Raw genomic sequence first — 15,395 nt, 5'->3', positions numbered from 1 at the left:
CAGGCACCGTCCCCACCCCTGACGCACACGAGACGGAGACCGACCGTGCACGACGCACTCACCGGCCTGCTCGAACAGCGAGCCCCGGTCGGCCGCGAGACCTGGCGGTCCTGGTGGGACCAGCTCGGCAACGGCAGCCTCGACAAGGCCGAGGCCCTCGCCCTGCTGGCCGCCCTGACCAGCCGGCTCCCGGACCACGAGACCCTGCGCCACCTGCTGGACTCGCTCGCCGAGCGCCGGCCGGCAGCACCGGCGACCACCGCCTGGGAAGGCACCGTGAACGTCGTCGGCACCGGCGGCGGCCCCCGGACCTTCAACATCTCCACCGCCTCGGCGTTCGTCGCCGCGGCAGCCGGGGTCAAGGTCGTCAAAACGGGCTCCCGCGCCTACACCAGCTCGCTCGGCTCCGTCGACCTGCTGGAGCGGCTCGGTGTCCGTCTCACCTCCTCCCACACCCAGACCGAGGACACCCTCGCCGCCCACGGGATCGCCTTCGCCGGACCGTTCGTCTACCCGGCGCAGCTGACCCGGCTGGCCCGCACCGTGGCCCCGTACAGCATGAAGACCTTCGGCCGGTTCCTGAACGCCCTGGGCCCCTTCCTCGCCGACCTCCCGGTGGCCGCCCAGGTCACCGGGGTCTCAGCGGCCGCACCCCTGGACACCCTGCGCCGGCTCGCCGAGACCACCACCGGCCGCCGCATCTGGCTCACCACCAACGACACCGGCGCCGACGAGCTGCTGCCCTTCGCGACCAACACCATCCACGCAGGACACGCCCTCACCCGGATCATCCGGCCGGGCGAACTCACCCCCGGCGACGGCTCCTTCGCCGACCTGCGGCCCGCCGATGCGGACACGGCCGTCGCACACTTCCTCTCCGTCCTCTCCGGCGAGGCGGGCCGCGTCGCCACCCGCACCGTCTGCCTGGGCGCCGCCGCCCTCATCGTGGCCTGCGGAAACCGCCGCGACTGGCTCTCGGCGGTCTCCGTCGCCGAGGAAGCGGTCCGCACCGGCGCCGCCCACGACCTCGCCCGGCGCCTGGCAGCCGCACCCGCCCCCCGCACCCTGGCGGTGTCCGGTGCCTAGCCCCACGACGACGCCCCGCACCACAGGGACAAAGCCCGCCCCCGCCCCCTTCTTCACCCGCCGCACCCCCGGCGGACCGCCCGGACTCGCCCTCTTCCTCAACGCCGGCGATCCGCCCCTGCCCGTCCTGCGCGACCTCGTCCTGATGCTCGACGACGAAGGCGTGGACTGCCTCGAACTGGCCGTCCCCTTCCCCGACTCGGTCACCGACGGCCCCGTCATCCGCCGCTCCGCCCGCCGGGCACTGGAGCGCGGCGGCGCCGGCCTGGACGACGTACTCGCCTTCATCGCCGACGTACGGCCCCACCTGAACCACCTGCGGATCGCCCTCCTCGCCGACTGGAGCCACTCCCTCAAACACCGGGACCTGGCCGCCACCACCCGCGAGATCGCCGCCGCCGGCGCCGACGGACTCCTCGTCCACGCCCTCCCCCCACGGCTGCGCGCAACGCACCTGGAGTCGGCCGCCGCGGCCGGCCTCCCGGTCGTCACCACCTGCTACACCAAGAGCCCGCCCCCCACCCAGGCCCAGGCCGCCGCACAGGCCTCCGCCTACCTCTACCTCGTCGCCCACTACGGACGCAGCGGAACCGCACCCGCCGCCGGCCACGCCGCGCTGGCACAGACGGTCACCGCACTCCGGGCGCACACGACGTCCCCGATCGCCGTCGGCTTCGGGGTCAGCACACGGCAGGACGTCGAAGCCGTCGGAGCCGCCGGCGCCGACGCCGCGATCATCGGCTCCGCCGCGGTGGCCGCCCTCGAACGGGCGCAGGACACCGCCGCCGATGTCACCGCAGCCTTCCGCGACTTCGTCCGCCAGGTCCTGCCCGCAACACCGCACCGAACCGCCTGACCGGCGGGAAAGAAGGCTCCACCCCTCATCCGGACCATCCGAGCACCACCCTCACACCGGGAGATCGCCATGATCGTTCGCGACATCGAGTCCGTGAAGACCGTCGAGTGGGGCAACGGCCTCAGCCGCCGCTTCCTCCTCGCCGAGGACGGCCTGGGCTACTCGCTCACCGACACCACCGTCCTGGCCGGCACCAAGTCCCGCCTGGAGTACGTCAACCACCTCGAGGCCTGCTACTGCATCGAGGGCTCCGGCGAGGTCATCGAACTCGACGGCACCTCGCACGAGATAGTCCCCGGCCGGATGTACGCACTCGACCAGCACGACGCCCACTTCCTCGTCGCCAGCCCCCACGAGGACCTGCGCCTGGTCTGCGTCTTCTCGCCCGCCCTGCGCGGCGACGAGGTCCACAGCCTCGACGCGCACAGCTCCTCCGCCTACTGAGACACACGCCCCCGCCCGGCCGCCCGCCCGCCCGCACCGTCACCGAACAAAAAAAGGGGTCCGTCGTGATCCGTTGGAACACCGACCAGGCCGATCTGCGCGAAGGCCTGGAGAGGTGGGGAGACGCACTCAGCGCAGACCACATCGAACTCGACGAGCAGTCCGCCTTCCCGGAGGACAAGTGGAAGCTCGTCCAGAAGACCGGAATCCTGGGACTGCCCTTCGACGAGGACCACGGAGGCCTCGGACAGTCCCTCCTGACCACCATGTACGTCCTGGAGGGCCTCGGCGAGTACAACCGCGACGCGGGCCTCAGCTTCTGCATCACCACCTCCATCTGCTCCACCGGAATCCCCATCCAGCAGTTCGGCACCGTCGAGCAGAAGGAGCGCTACCTGCCTCAGATCTGCTCGGGCGAGGCGATCGGCGCCCACGCCATCACCGAGTCCGAAGGCGGCTCCGACGCCATGGCCATGACCACCCGGGCCGTACGCGACGGGGACGACTTCGTCATCAACGGCAGCAAGGCCTTCGTCAGCAACGGCCCCATCGCCGACGTGATCGTGGTCTACGCCCGCACCCACCCGGACGGCGGCCCGCTGGGAACGACCGCGTTCCTCGTGGACCGCAACACCCCCGGACTGACCGCCGGCAAACCCATCAAGAAGATGGGCCTGCGCACCTCGCCGCTCAGCGAGCTGTTCTTCGACGACGTACGGGTACCCAGGAGCGCGGTACTCGGCCGGGTCGGAGGCGGGTTCCTGGTCCTGGACCACGTGATGAAACGGGAGATCCTCTTCTCCTTCATCGTCAACGTGGGGGAGATGCAGCACCGGCTGGAGCGGTGTGTCGACTACGCGAAGACACGCAAGTCCTTCGGAAAGGCGATCGGTTCGTACCAGACGATCGCCAACAAGATCGTGGACACGAAGATCCAGCTGGAGACCGCCCGCAAGTGGCTCTACGACACGGGCGAGAAACTGGAGGCCGGCGAGAACATCACCACCGACCTCGCCATCTCCAAACTCGTCACCAGCGAGTCCAACCTCGCCACCAGCCTCACCGCCGTACAGATCTTCGGCGGCCACGGCTACATGGCCGAGTTCGGCCTGGAACTGGACGTGCGCAACGCCGTCGGCGGCACGATCTACTCCGGCACCAACGAAATCCAGTACAACCGCATCGCCTCGATGCTGGGACTGGGCAAGTGAGCGCCACCCGCCCGCTGTCCCGGACACTGCTGAAGGTCTGCGGGGCCACGGCCCCGCAGGACATCGAGGCGGCGGCGGCCGCCGGGGCGGACTGCGTCGGCCTCTGGCACGGCGTACCCGGCGGCCCGTCCGAACTGGACCAGGACGGGCTCGCCGCCCTCGCGGCGGCGGCCCGTTCGGCCGGCCTCCTGCCGGTCCTGGTGACCTTCCTCGCTGACGCCGGTGAACTGGCCGCGATCGCGGCCCGCACCGGCGTCGGCTGGGTCCAGCTCCACGCCTACCAGCCCCCCGCCCTCGTACGGGCCCTGCGCCAGGCACTCCCCGCCGACGTCGGCATCGTCAAGGTGCTGCACGTCCAGGAGAACGGAAGCTGCGTGGAGCGCCCCCTGACCGGCGCCTACGACCGCGCCGGCACCGACCTCTTCCTCCTCGACACCGCCACCGGCGACGGCCGCATCGGCAGCACCGGCGCCGCCCTGGACCCCGAGCACGTCACCGCCCTGCTGCCCCGCCTCACCCGCCCCTTCCTCCTCGCAGGAGGCCTCACCCCGGCCAACCGCCCGGCCTACCAGGACGTCGTCGACCACCCCGGATTCCGCGGCATCGACGTCGACACCGCGGCACGCGACACCACCACCGGCGCCTTCGGCGTCCCGCAGATCGCAGCCCTGGCCCGCGCCTGGCGCACGGGCACCGCCCCCCTCCCCGACCACCCCCCGCTGGAGCTGTCGCGATGACGAAGCAGAACCGGACCGGCTTCCCTTTTCTCGAGGCCCTCCTGGCCTCCCCGACCCCCGTGGTGATGGAGGTGAAACGCCGGGACGCCCACGGCTACGACATGCTGGGCGGCCGCACCCCCGCCGCCATCGTGGAGGCGTACGAGACGGCGGGCGCCCCTTGCGTCTCCGTGGTGACCGGCCGCTGGTTCGGCGGCTCGCCCGCCCTGCTGCGGGACGTGGCGGCCCTGACCGGACTCCCGATCCTCCAGAAGGACTTCATCACCCGCAAGGACCAGATCCGCACCGCCGCAGAACTCGGAGCCTCCGCCGTCCTGCTCACGGCGGCACTCCTGCCCGCGTCGAGCATGCGCACCCTGGTCACCGAATGCCTCCTCACCGGCCTCACCCCCTTCGTCGAGATCACCCGCGAAAGCGAACTCGAAGCAATCCACCACCCCGAGGAATGCGTGATCGCGGTCAACAACAAGGACATCCGGACCCGCGAGCGCGGCGCCGGCGACCTCGGCCGCTCCCTCGACCTGCTCCCCGCCGTCCGCACCGCCGGCGCCGCCTGCCCCGTCAGCGCGAGCGGCATCGACAGCCCCGAGACCGCCGCCGCACTCCTCGACGCCGGATTCGGCGGCCTGCTCGTCGGCACCTCACTGCTGCGCACCGGCTCACCCTCCGCCTGGGTGCACGCGATGGAAGGCACACGGAAGGGACTGGCGGTCCGATGACCACACACCCGGACGGCGCCCGCCCCTACACGCTCAACGCGGCCGGCATCACCCTCTCGGCACTCCTGGCCCTGCCGAAGGACCGGGCCGTGCCCCGCTCCACGATCCTCGCGATCCACGGCCGCGGCATGCGGGCCGCGTACTGGAACTCCTTCGCCCCCCTCGCCACGGCCCTGGGCCACGCCGTCCTGGCGGTCGACCGGCCGGGCTACGGGGACTCCGCGGACCTCCTGCCCGACGGCCAGAGCCTCGCCGAGCAGGCGGAAACCCTCCACGCCGCCCTCAAGGAGCACACCGCCGCCCACGACACCGGCGCCGGAATCTTCCTCCTCGGCCACTCGGACGGCGGCAAGGTCGCCCTCCACACCGCGGCCGCCGACGGCGGCACACCACTGATCGGCCTGGACGCCTCGGGCGTCGGCCACCACTACAACCCCGAAGCCCTGCACTTCCCGTCCACCCTGGGCGGCGGCGCCACCAAACTCAACTGGGGCCCCCTGAACCTCTACCCGCGCGGCACCTTCCAGGCCAGCCGCACCCTGCTGTCCCCGACACCGCCGCGCGAGTCGGCGGAAACCCTGCGCTGGCCCGCCCAGTACGAGGAACTGGCCCCCCGCGTCCGTATCCCCGTCCGCCTCACCTTCGCCCAGCACGAGGCCTGGTGGCACCTGGACGCCCCCACCCTGACCGCGATGACCTCACGCCTGACCGCCGCCCCGTCCGTCACCGTCGACCACCTCCCCGCCTCCGGACACAACATCAGCCTGGGCCACACCGCCCACGCCTACCACCTGCGCGTCCTGACCTTCCTGGAGGACTGCCTCCTGGCCGCACAGCCCTGAAGGACGTCCTGCCGGCCGGTCCGGCCCCGCACCCGGCCGGCAGGACACCCCCGCACACCTCCGCGGCCGTCATCCGCCGCTGCGCCCGCGGACCGTCCGGTACAGACGGTCGATGAGGTGCCCCTTGCGCTCGATCGTCACGTCGAAGTACGCCGCACTGCGGTCCGAGCGGCACACACCGTGCACCGCCTCCTTCGCCGCACGCTTGAGCCCGGCCGCCTCCGCCGCGAGCTCCACGAGCGTCTCCTGCAGCTTCGGATGACCCAGGACGAACCGTTTCAGCCCCGGGCCGGCCGACTCGGCGGGCACCCCCTCCCCGAGCAGCTCCAGGACGACCCGGTTGCCCAGCCCGTCGAAGTCCTCGTGGGTGTTGGCCCCGCCCAGTTCCGGCACGAAGTCCGTCAGATCGTTGAACAGCTGGCTCGCCAGCCCCAGTCCGCGCATCGCGTCGTCCAGGGCCCGCCGCTCGTCCTCCACCACGCCCAGCGCCGCCACCGCCGCGTCGAGCGGCATCCGGAACAACGTCCCCGTCTTCAGCGCGGCCGTCGACTCCCAGAACTCCACCCGCGCGTCCCGGGCCGCGGCCATCAGCTCGGCCCGGGTCCGCGGCGAGCGCGTGGACAGGTCCACGGCCTGGCCCGTCAGGCCGTGACCGACCGCCCGCACCAGGCTCGCCACGACCGCCGGATCGGCCGCATGCCCCAGAGCGGCCGTGATCAGCCAGGAGCCGGCATTGAGGGCCAGCGGTATCCCATGGGTGACGTGCAGCGCGGCCTCTCCGTAGCGGATGCCGCTGCCGTCCTGGATGTCGTCGAGCGCGACCGCGGCCTTCAGCAGGATCCGTACCGCCACGGCCGCACGGCGCACCGCCGCCAGATCCGCCGGGGACGCCTCGTGGCCCGCCTCGTCGGGGAAGCCCCGGTAGTTGCGGTAGGCCCAGAACACCATCGAAGGGCGCAGCGGACCCCCGCCGCCCCCCGCCGGCCCGGCCGCCGGCGCCAGCGCCTCCTGCCCCACCCTGGACCCGACGGCGTCCGCGACCGGCCCGTACAGCGAACGCCGCAGCGCCGCCTCGTACACCGACACGGCCGCCCCCGGGCGCACCGGCGCCACCACCTTGGCCAGCGAGCCCAGGAACCCGTCCAGATCCCGCTCCAGCAGGGCCGCGTCACCCCGCACCACCGCCTCGACCCCCGGCGCGTCCACCGTCTGCGTCACATGCCCTCCGAACCTCAACCCACACCGAACCCGGGCCCGGCAGCTGCCGGCCCGGCAGGGGAAGCGTGATCGTTACCGGTGGGTGCGACAAGCCTCCATCCGGATACCGGGCAGCCCGGCAGCAGCTTTCGGACACGACGACGGCGGGCCGGGGGCACACAAGCCCCCGGCCCGCCGTCCACGTGCACACGTCAGGCGGCCACCACCCGGCTCACCAGCTGGTCGCGGATACGGGACGGCAGCGCCGGCGCGAAACGCTGGAGGTAGTGGTCCATGTGCGCGTCGTCGCTCACCAGGAACGGCAGATCGAAGACCAGCAGCTTGCGGACCGCCAGCAGGGGCAGCGGGGCACGCAGCGGGCGGAAGGCCTCGTTGTAGAGGCCCGGCTCCTCGCACACCGGGTGGAACTGGCCGATCATCAGCCCCTCCGCCACGAACTCGTCCTTCGCCTTGCGCTGCAGTTCGTCCAGCTCCACCGAGTCCGTCGGGTCGAACCCCGGCAGGACCAGGAGGATGGTCAGCAGCTCGCGGTCCTCCGGCGCCAGCGGCTGCGAGAGGACCGCGTGGCGGGTGCGCAGCGAGTCCACCGCCGACGCCAGGTCCTCGCAGCCGGCGGACGGCACCGCCAGGTGGAACAGCTCCTTGCGCAGCGAGGGCTGGGTGTACGGGCACACCGGGCCGGTACGGCCCAGTTCGGGGTGGCTGGAGACCAGGAACTCCCGGCTCCACGCGAGGACCCGCAGCAGCGGGCCGAGGTGCTCCGCCGGAGCCTCACCGCGGGCTATCTGGCCGGCGGTCCACGACTGGATCAGATCGTCGCCCCTCATCGGGGGTCCCTCCACATGGGTCGCAGTACGGGTCCGCCGTCGGGCAGGGCGATGTCGGCGCCCAGACGCTCGAAGCCGGCGCGCCGGCTCGTGGCCTCACCGCCCGGGGAGCTGGCCTCCACGTAGCAGGCGACGCCCTCGGCGTCCGCGCGGGCCACCACCCGGCCCAGCAGCCCGGACATCAGGCCGCCCTGCTGCCGGCCGGGCCGGACCGCCCCGAAGGAGACGTAGTAGTGCGGCGGGCCGTGCGGATGCCGTTCCTCCTGCAGGCCCGCGATGGTGCGCATCGCGTCCGCGTGCTCGCCCAGGGCGGCGGACAGCGCCGCCTCCAGGGCCTTCTCGTCCGGCTCCGCGCCGGGCGGCAGGAACAGCAGCACCGCGTCGCCGTCCGGGCCGGTGAGCACCCCGTCATGGGCGGCGGACAGTTCCACGAACACCCGGAAGAACCCGGGCAGCAGCTCGGCGCGCAGCCGCTCGCCGGGGATCATCCAGCGGGTCAGCGCGTCCTCCTGGAAGGAGGCGGCGAGGAGGGCGGAGAGGTCGGTGACGGTCGATGGGTTCAGCCGGTTCACAGGCAGGGCGGACAAGACAGGGCCTTCCGGTCGGTTGACAGAACACAGAACGCAGAACGGACAGGGACAAGAAACGGGGAACGGCGAACGGGGAACGACGGGAAGAGGTCAGGGCGTTGACCGGGCAGCCCCCGCGAGCTGCGCCACACGGGCGTGCAGGGCCGGCAGGTAGTGCTCGAACTCCGGCTTGATCAGGACACTGCGGATCACCCGCGCCGCCTCCGCGTCCCGCACCACGCGCGGGTGGCGCCGTACGAACGCGTCCGCGTCCGCACGCAGCACACTCAGGAACACCGGGTCCGACTCCGCCGTCATGCCCTCGCGCAACAGCCGCTCCGACGCCGCGTCGATCGAGGACAGCGAGCCCCCGGCGGCCGCCGGGAAGTACGTCACGATGTCGAGGTCCGGCCGCTGGTACAGCTCCAGCTCCCCGGACGCGGCCAGCAGGTCCGCCCACCGCAGCGCGGCCCGCCGGTTCGCGGCGAGGATCCGCCCGAAGCCGTCCGGGGTCAGCGGCAGCAACTGCAGCGTCAGCCACAGCGCGGCCGCCGCGGCCCCCGCCCGCGAGCACTCCAGACTGATCTCACCCAGGTGCAGGTCGGCGTCGGTGAAATAGGTGTACGGAGAGTCGTGCGCGAAGTGCCGCCCGGCCCGCGGATCGGGGAAGAGCACCGCCCCGCACCCGTACGGCTGCAACCCCTGCTTGTGCGGGTCCACCACCACCGAGTCGCACCCGGCGATCGCCCGCCAGGGCGCCGGGTCGACGCCACCCGTGCCCGCCCTGCCCAGGATCGCGTAGAACCCGCCGTACGCCGCGTCGACGTGCACCCGCGCCCCGTACCGGCGGGCCAGCGCCAGCACCTCGTGCACCGGGTCGACCGCCCCCAGCCCGGTCGTACCGGTGGTGACGACGACGGTGCCGATCCGCCCGCCGCGCAGCGCGCCCTCCAGCGCGCCGAGGTCGATCCGGCCGTGCGCATCGGCAGGGATGCGGTGGCCCTCCATCCCCAGCACGTGGCACATCCGCTCGTGCGTGTAATGGCACTCGGAGCTGTAGGCGACCCCCCGGTCCGGATGCAGCTGCCGGGCGACGTACAGCGCCTCCAGGTTGGCCATCGTGCCGCTGGTGGTGAGATGCCCGACGTGCGCGTCGAACCCGAACATGCCGGCCAGGTCGGCGACCGCCTCGCGTTCCATCTCGGTGGTCGCCGGCCCGCCCTCGGCGGCATGGTTGTTGGGGTTGAACAGCATGGCGGTGAGATAGCCGGTGACGGCCGCCGGATGCGGCGGCTTGACCATTTGTCCGGCGTAACGCGGGTGGAAGAACGGATAGTTGTGATCCATCCGCTTGGCGAGGCGGTCGAAGGCCTCGGTGAACGCCTCCGGGCCCACCCGGTGCGCGCCGTGGCTCTCGTACGGGCCGAACTGCCCGCCCCACCGCTCCGCCACCCCCAGCGCGCGCGGCAGCCAGTCGCGTAAGTCGTGCAGGTCGTGACGGTCCACGGGTGCCTCCCCCAGCGGCCGCCCCGATCGGCGGCACGGTCACGCGTACGCGGTCGTACGTACGCACGAGGAGCCTTGCCCAGGCCCCGCAAGGCCCGCGCAACGCCGGACCCCGCACACCATCCGCGCTCGAGCGGTGCGCAAGCCGGGTCTGGTGCACTCGCGGCGCGCCACCTGCGCCAGCAGCACCGCGCGCCGGCCGCCCGCAGCGCGAACGGCCCCCGCCCCGGCGGCCCGCGCACCCACCCTTCCCAGGAGGACAACCCATGGTCACCAGACGCAGCCTGCTCGGCGGAGCCGTAGCCGCGACCGGCGCCGGCCTGCTCACCGCCGGCGGGCTGACACCGCTCCTCGGCGCCGGGTCCGCGCAGGCCACCGCCACCCCCGGGACCAAGCCGGTCACCGTCCCGCCGCCCTTCACGGTGCGGATGCCGGCCCTGCCCGTGCTCTCACCGATATCCACGTCCGGCGGCCAGGACACCTACGCCGTCACCATCAAGGAAGCGGCCCGGGAGATCATCCCCGGGGTCCGGACCAAAGTCCTCACCTACGACGGCCACTTCCCCGGCCCCGTGCTGCGCGCCCGCAGCGGACGCAAAGTGGTGATCCGCCACCGCAACACCCTCACCATGCCGGTCGCGGTGCACCTGCACGGCGGCAACGTCTCCCCGGAGAACGACGGCGGCCCGATGGACACCTTCGGCCCGGGCACCTCCCGCACGTACACCTACCCCAACCAGCAGCCGGGCGCCGGCCTCTGGTTCCACGACCACGCCCACCACATGGAGTCGGAGCACGTCTTCCGCGGCCTGTCCGCCACCTACCTGCTCTCCGACGAGACCGAGCGCTCGCTGCCCCTGCCCGCCGGCCAGTACGAGGTCCCGATCGCCCTGCGCGACGCCCGCTTCGACGAGGCCGGACAGCTCGTCTACGTCATGGACGACGTCTTCGGCCGCACCACGATCCTCGCCAACGGCCGCCCCACCCCCTACTTCGAGGTCGCCGCCCGCAAATACCGCTTCCGGCTCCTCAACTCCTCCAACATGCGCTTCTTCCAGCTGCGCCTGTCCGACGGCGGCCAGATGATCCAGATCGGCAGCGACGGCGGACTGCTGGAACGCCCCTTCACCACCGACACCATCGGCCTGTCCCCGGCCGAACGGGCGGACGTGGTCATCGACTTCTCCCGCTACCCCATTGGAACGAAGATCGTCCTGGAGAACACCCTCGGCCCGGGCACCCCCGACCAGGTCGGCAAGGTACTGCGCTTCGACGTCGTACGGACGGCCCCCGACCCCAGCCGCGTACCGGACGTCCTGCGCACACTCGCACCCCTGCCGGCGGCGACCGTGCAGCGCACCGTCGTCCTCAGCATGGACGAGGACGGCCGGCAGGAGCCGCGGGCGTTCATGGACGGCCAGGTCTGGGACCACGACCGCATCGACCAGACCATCACGCACGGCACCTCGGAGATCTGGACCGTCACCAACGCCAACAAGCTCGTCCCGCACAACTTCCACATGCACCTGGTCCAGTTCCGGCTGCTGGAGCGCAACGGCGCCCCGGTCGGACCGGCCGAGGCCGGACTCAAGGACACGGTCCGCCTCTTCCCCGGCGAGACGGTCAAACTCCACGCCACCTTCGACACCTACAGGGGCACGTACGTCTACCACTGCCACCTGCTGGACCACTCGGCGATGGGCATGATGGCCAACTTCCGCATCCGGTAAGGACCCGGCAGGGGGACCCGCGCTCGATGCGCGCTCAAGGACGGGCCGAGGACCGGGCGGAAGAATCCTCGACAACAGACCATGTCCGGCCGTGTCCCCCACGAGTCCTCATGTGTCCGAAGCCGAAAGGGAAGAGGAGGGAAGCCGATGGCCGCCACCGTGGCCATGACCGTGGTCCTCAGACCCGGCCCTCCGACCTCCCTCGACCTCCACGGCAGGCTCACCCCTGCCGCGCTCACCGCCGCCCTCGCGTCGCTGCCGCCGTGCACACCGACACTGCACCGGCACACCGACCACCACCACACGCTCACCCTGCCCCCGCCACCGTTCCCCGCCGGACGGCTGTCCGACCTGCTGACCGGGGCCGCGGCGGGGGAGGGGCGGCCCGGCGCCGCCCGCGGACACCACGCCGCCGCACACCCCGCAGACGCCGGATGCGCCACAGACGCCGGTTGTGCCACGCATCCCACGGACGCCGGATGCGCCGCACACACCGGATGCGCCGCACACACCGGATGCGGCGCACACACCGGATGCGGCGACCAGGAACCGGAACGGCTGCCGCCCACCACACCCCTCCAACACGACGTACTGCTCGACGCGATGACCCACCCCGGCGCCGGCCTGCACGTGGAGCAGCTCCACTGGCGCTGGTACGGGCCGCTGGACACCCCGCGGTTCGCCGCCGCCTGGCAGACGCTGTACGACACCGAAGCGGTCCTGCGCACCGCACTGGCCAGGCCCGCCGCGCCCGGCGCCACCCCGCTCCTGGCCGTCCACCCGCACGCCGCCCCGCAACTGGAACGCCATCCCCGCGGCAGCGCCGACTGGCACGCCCTGCTCCTCAGCGAACGGATGCGCGAGTTCGACCTGTACCGGCCCGGCACAGCCCTGCGCATCGCACTGCTGGAGGAACCCGGCCCGGTGTTCCGGGTACTCCTGACCTACCACCAGGCCCTCCTCGACGGCTGGAGCGCACGCCTGCTCCAGCGCACCCTCTACCGGGCCTACCTCGCCGACGGACGGCCGGTCGGCAGCGAACGGCGCCCCGACATCCGTGACCACATGCGCTGGCTGGCCCGGCAGGACCCGGCACCGGCCCGCGCGTTCTGGGCCCGCACCGGCGCCCCGCCCGGCGCCGCCGGCCTGCCCGGGCACCGCACGGCCGGCCGCCCGCGGCTGCGCGGCCACGGACGGACCCGCCAACGCCTCACCCCGCACGAGGCACGGCACCTGCGGAACTGGGCGGCGGCCCACGGCGCGACGGAGAGCACCGCCCTGCACACCGCCTGGGCCCTCCAGCTCCACCGCGCCACCCCGCACGCGCCCGCGGTCACCTTCGCGGCGGCCGTCTCCGGCCGGGGCATCCCGCTCCCCGGCGCCGAACGCCTCCCCGGCCCACTGCGCGGCGCCCTCCCGCTGCACGTGCGCATCGACCCCGCCACCCCCCTGACCCGCCTGCTGAGCGCACTGGCCGGCCAGGCCCTGGAGGCCGCCTCCTACGAATGGGTCTCCCCGGGCCAGGCCGCCCAGTGGTCCCCGCCCACCCCCCACCGGCCCGACGCCGGCGCCCGCCGGATCCCCGACTCCCTCATCGCCTTCGAAGCACACGCGCCCACCGGCCCCGCCGACGACGACCCCGTCCACACCGAACTCGCCACCGAGGGCGTACGCGTCGGCGCCGCCGAGGCCATCGGCGCACACACCGCGCACCCCCTCACCCTCACCGCACACCACGACACCGACGGCGGGCTCGTCCTCACCTGCGTCTACGACCGGACCCGCATCACCGACTCCGACGCCGCCGAAACACTCGCCCAGACCACCCTGCTGCTGCGCGAACTGCCCGCCACCACCGGCGGGACCACCACCGTCGCCGAGGCCCTGACCCTGCTCGACGCCGGCCCCGTACCCCGCATCGCCCGCCCCGCCCCCGCCGCCCGCACCCTGCGGATCCTGCGCGCGGCCGCCCGTACCGGCGCCGGCACGATCTGCCTGGTCCCACCGCCCGACGCACCACCGGGCTGCTACGACGCGCTCGCCGCGGCCTACCCCGGCCCGCAGACGCTGACCACCGTGGCGCCGCCCGCCGACGCACGGACCGTCCTGGCCGCACTCCGCCCCGCCCTCGCCCGCGGCGAGCCGCTGCTGCTGGGCGGATTCTCCGGCGCCGGCTCCCTCGCCTGCGAAGTGGCCGAACGCATCGCCTCCCACGGCTGGCACCCGCCCCTCGTGGCGATCGGCGGCGCCCTGACCACCCAAGGCGACCCCGACCCGGTCCGCGCCCTCGCCAGGACCCTGGAGACGGCCGCAGCCGCAGCCACCACCACCGCCCGGCCCTGACCCTCCCCGCCCGACCCGACACCCCGTCCCACACCACCAGGAGTGACATGTCCCGTCGTCTGTTCACCTCGGAGTCCGTGACCGAGGGACACCCCGACAAGATCGCCGACCAGATCAGCGACACCATCCTCGACGCACTGCTCGCCCAGGACCCCGCCTCCCGCGTCGCCGTCGAGACACTGATCACCACCGGTCTTGTGCACATCGCGGGCGAGGTGACGACCCAGGCCTACGCGCCGATAGCGCAGCTCGTACGCGAGAAGATCCTCGAAATCGGCTACGACTCCTCCGTCAAGGGCTTCGACGGCGCCTCCTGCGGCGTGTCCGTCTCGATCGGCGCACAGTCCCCGGACATCGCCCAGGGCGTCGACACCGCCTACGAGAACCGGGTCGAGGGCGACGAGGACGAACTCGACAAGCAGGGCGCCGGCGACCAGGGCCTGATGTTCGGCTACGCCTGCGACGAGACCCCCGAGCTCATGCCACTGCCCATCCACCTCGCCCACCGGCTCTCCCGCCGCCTGTCCGAGGTCCGCAAGAACGGCACCCTCCCGTACCTGCGCCCCGACGGCAAGACCCAGGTCACCATCGAGTACGACGGCGACAAGGCCGTCCGCCTCGACACCGTCGTCGTCTCCTCCCAGCACGCCTCCGACATCGACCTCGAAGCACTGCTCGCCCCCGACATCAAGGCACACGTGGTCGAGCACGTCCTCGCACAGCTCGCGGACGACGGCATCAAACTGGAGACCGCCGGCTACCGCCTCCTGGTCAACCCCACCGGCCGCTTCGAGATCGGCGGCCCCATGGGCGACGCCGGCCTCACCGGCCGCAAGATCATCATCGACACCTACGGCGGCATGGCCCGCCACGGCGGCGGCGCCTTCTCCGGCAAGGACCCCTCCAAGGTCGACCGCTCCGCCGCGTACGCCATGCGCTGGGTCGCCAAGAACGTCGTCGCCGCCGGCCTCGCCTCACGCTGCGAGGTCCAGGTCGCCTACGCCATCGGCAAGGCCGAGCCCGTCGGCCTCTTCGTCGAAACCTTCGGCACCGAGAAGACCGACATCACCAGGATCGAGGACGCCATCGCCGAGGTCTTCGACCTCCGCCCGGCCGCCATCATCCGCGACCTCGACCTGCTGCGCCCCATCTACGCCCAGACCGCCGCCTACGGCCACTTCGGCCGCGAACTCCCCGACTTCACCTGGGAGCGCACCGACCGCGCCGAACTGCTGAAGGCCGCCGCCGGCGCCTGAGCACGCCCCGGACCCGTCCGGACCGGCGGCCGTCGCCCACCGACGGCCGCC

General features: G+C 72.8%; 14 protein-coding genes. 10 read left to right on the top strand and 4 right to left on the bottom strand.

What is annotated here, in order from left to right; all coding sequences use genetic code 11:
• The first annotated feature begins 45 nt into the window (after positions 1–45).
• From OG753_RS00710 to OG753_RS00680, 7 genes are all read left to right on the top strand, one after another.
• Entirely contained in the window at positions 46–1,086 is a 1,041-nt protein-coding gene (locus tag OG753_RS00710; protein WP_327260143.1) for a hypothetical protein, read from the top strand.
• Positions 1,079–1,942: a tryptophan synthase subunit alpha gene (trpA, locus tag OG753_RS00705; RefSeq protein ID WP_327260142.1), complete on the top strand. Its 864-nt coding sequence runs from the start codon at positions 1,079–1,081 to the stop codon at positions 1,940–1,942. Before OG753_RS00710 ends, trpA begins: the two co-directional genes overlap by 8 nt.
• Positions 1,943–2,011: 69 nt before the next feature.
• Positions 2,012–2,386, top strand: a complete 375-nt coding sequence (locus OG753_RS00700) for an ectoine synthase (RefSeq protein WP_030721055.1) — start codon at positions 2,012–2,014, stop codon at positions 2,384–2,386.
• Between the two features lie 65 nt (positions 2,387–2,451).
• The gene (locus OG753_RS00695; RefSeq protein ID WP_327260141.1) at positions 2,452–3,597 is read left to right on the top strand and encodes an acyl-CoA dehydrogenase family protein; all 1,146 of its coding nucleotides are present in this window, start codon (positions 2,452–2,454) and stop codon (positions 3,595–3,597) included.
• Positions 3,594–4,334, top strand: coding sequence for an N-(5'-phosphoribosyl)anthranilate isomerase (locus tag OG753_RS00690; RefSeq protein WP_405786649.1), 741 nt, complete (start codon positions 3,594–3,596; stop codon positions 4,332–4,334). Before OG753_RS00695 ends, OG753_RS00690 begins: the two co-directional genes overlap by 4 nt.
• Positions 4,331–5,053, top strand: a complete 723-nt coding sequence (locus tag OG753_RS00685) for an indole-3-glycerol-phosphate synthase (RefSeq protein WP_327260139.1) — start codon at positions 4,331–4,333, stop codon at positions 5,051–5,053. Before OG753_RS00690 ends, OG753_RS00685 begins: the two co-directional genes overlap by 4 nt.
• A complete protein-coding gene (locus OG753_RS00680) occupies positions 5,050–5,895 on the top strand; it encodes an alpha/beta hydrolase (RefSeq protein ID WP_405786648.1) in 846 nt (281 codons plus the stop codon). Before OG753_RS00685 ends, OG753_RS00680 begins: the two co-directional genes overlap by 4 nt.
• A 69-nt stretch (positions 5,896–5,964) precedes the next feature.
• Here OG753_RS00680 and OG753_RS00675 read toward each other — a convergent pair whose 3' ends face one another.
• The 4 genes from OG753_RS00675 to OG753_RS00660 form a co-directional block, all read right to left on the bottom strand.
• Positions 5,965–7,113 carry a polyprenyl synthetase family protein gene (locus tag OG753_RS00675; protein ID WP_405786646.1) on the bottom strand — a complete coding sequence of 383 codons (1,149 nt, stop codon included), beginning with the start codon at positions 7,111–7,113 and terminating at the stop codon, positions 5,965–5,967.
• Between the two features lie 191 nt (positions 7,114–7,304).
• Complete coding sequence (locus OG753_RS00670) at positions 7,305–7,940, bottom strand: DUF6875 domain-containing protein (protein ID WP_327260136.1); 636 nt, start codon at positions 7,938–7,940, stop codon at positions 7,305–7,307.
• Positions 7,937–8,527: a hypothetical protein gene (locus OG753_RS00665; RefSeq protein WP_401282520.1), complete on the bottom strand. Its 591-nt coding sequence runs from the start codon at positions 8,525–8,527 to the stop codon at positions 7,937–7,939. Before OG753_RS00665 ends, OG753_RS00670 begins: the two co-directional genes overlap by 4 nt.
• 93 nt (positions 8,528–8,620) lie before the next feature.
• A complete protein-coding gene (locus tag OG753_RS00660) occupies positions 8,621–10,015 on the bottom strand; it encodes a pyridoxal phosphate-dependent decarboxylase family protein (protein WP_405786644.1) in 1,395 nt (464 codons plus the stop codon).
• Positions 10,016–10,281: 266 nt separating this feature from the next.
• On the opposite strand from OG753_RS00660, the gene OG753_RS00655 reads away from it, so the two are divergent.
• The 3 genes from OG753_RS00655 (at position 10,282) to metK (ending at position 15,344) form a co-directional block, all read left to right on the top strand.
• The gene (locus OG753_RS00655; protein WP_405786643.1) at positions 10,282–11,745 is read left to right on the top strand and encodes a multicopper oxidase family protein; all 1,464 of its coding nucleotides are present in this window, start codon (positions 10,282–10,284) and stop codon (positions 11,743–11,745) included.
• Between the two features lie 147 nt (positions 11,746–11,892).
• Complete coding sequence (locus tag OG753_RS00650; RefSeq protein ID WP_405786642.1) at positions 11,893–14,088, top strand: condensation domain-containing protein; 2,196 nt, start codon at positions 11,893–11,895, stop codon at positions 14,086–14,088.
• A 47-nt stretch (positions 14,089–14,135) separates the two neighbouring features.
• Positions 14,136–15,344, top strand: coding sequence for a methionine adenosyltransferase (metK, locus tag OG753_RS00645; RefSeq protein WP_327260132.1), 1,209 nt, complete (start codon positions 14,136–14,138; stop codon positions 15,342–15,344).
• The last annotated feature ends 51 nt before the right edge of the window (positions 15,345–15,395 follow it).

This window comes from Streptomyces sp. NBC_00029 (assembly GCF_045160505.1).
GTDB lineage: Bacteria > Actinomycetota > Actinomycetes > Streptomycetales > Streptomycetaceae > Streptomyces.
Note: the sequence above shows the minus strand (reverse complement) of the source record. Positions and strands in the feature narration are given on the sequence as shown.

Excerpts from the sequence above, each read along its gene's own strand:
- OG753_RS00700 (WP_030721055.1), top strand. The coding sequence starts at position 2,012 with ATGATCGTTCGCGACATCGAGTCCGTGAAGACCGTCGAGTGGGGCAAC.
- OG753_RS00685 (WP_327260139.1), top strand. The coding sequence starts at position 4,331 with ATGACGAAGCAGAACCGGACCGGCTTCCCTTTTCTCGAGGCCCTCCTG.
- OG753_RS00680 (WP_405786648.1), top strand. The coding sequence starts at position 5,050 with ATGACCACACACCCGGACGGCGCCCGCCCCTACACGCTCAACGCGGCC.
- OG753_RS00670 (WP_327260136.1), bottom strand. The coding sequence starts at position 7,940 with ATGAGGGGCGACGATCTGATCCAGTCGTGGACCGCCGGCCAGATAGCC.
- OG753_RS00655 (WP_405786643.1), top strand. The coding sequence starts at position 10,282 with ATGGTCACCAGACGCAGCCTGCTCGGCGGAGCCGTAGCCGCGACCGGC.
- OG753_RS00650 (WP_405786642.1), top strand. The coding sequence starts at position 11,893 with ATGGCCGCCACCGTGGCCATGACCGTGGTCCTCAGACCCGGCCCTCCG.
- metK (WP_327260132.1), top strand. The coding sequence starts at position 14,136 with ATGTCCCGTCGTCTGTTCACCTCGGAGTCCGTGACCGAGGGACACCCC.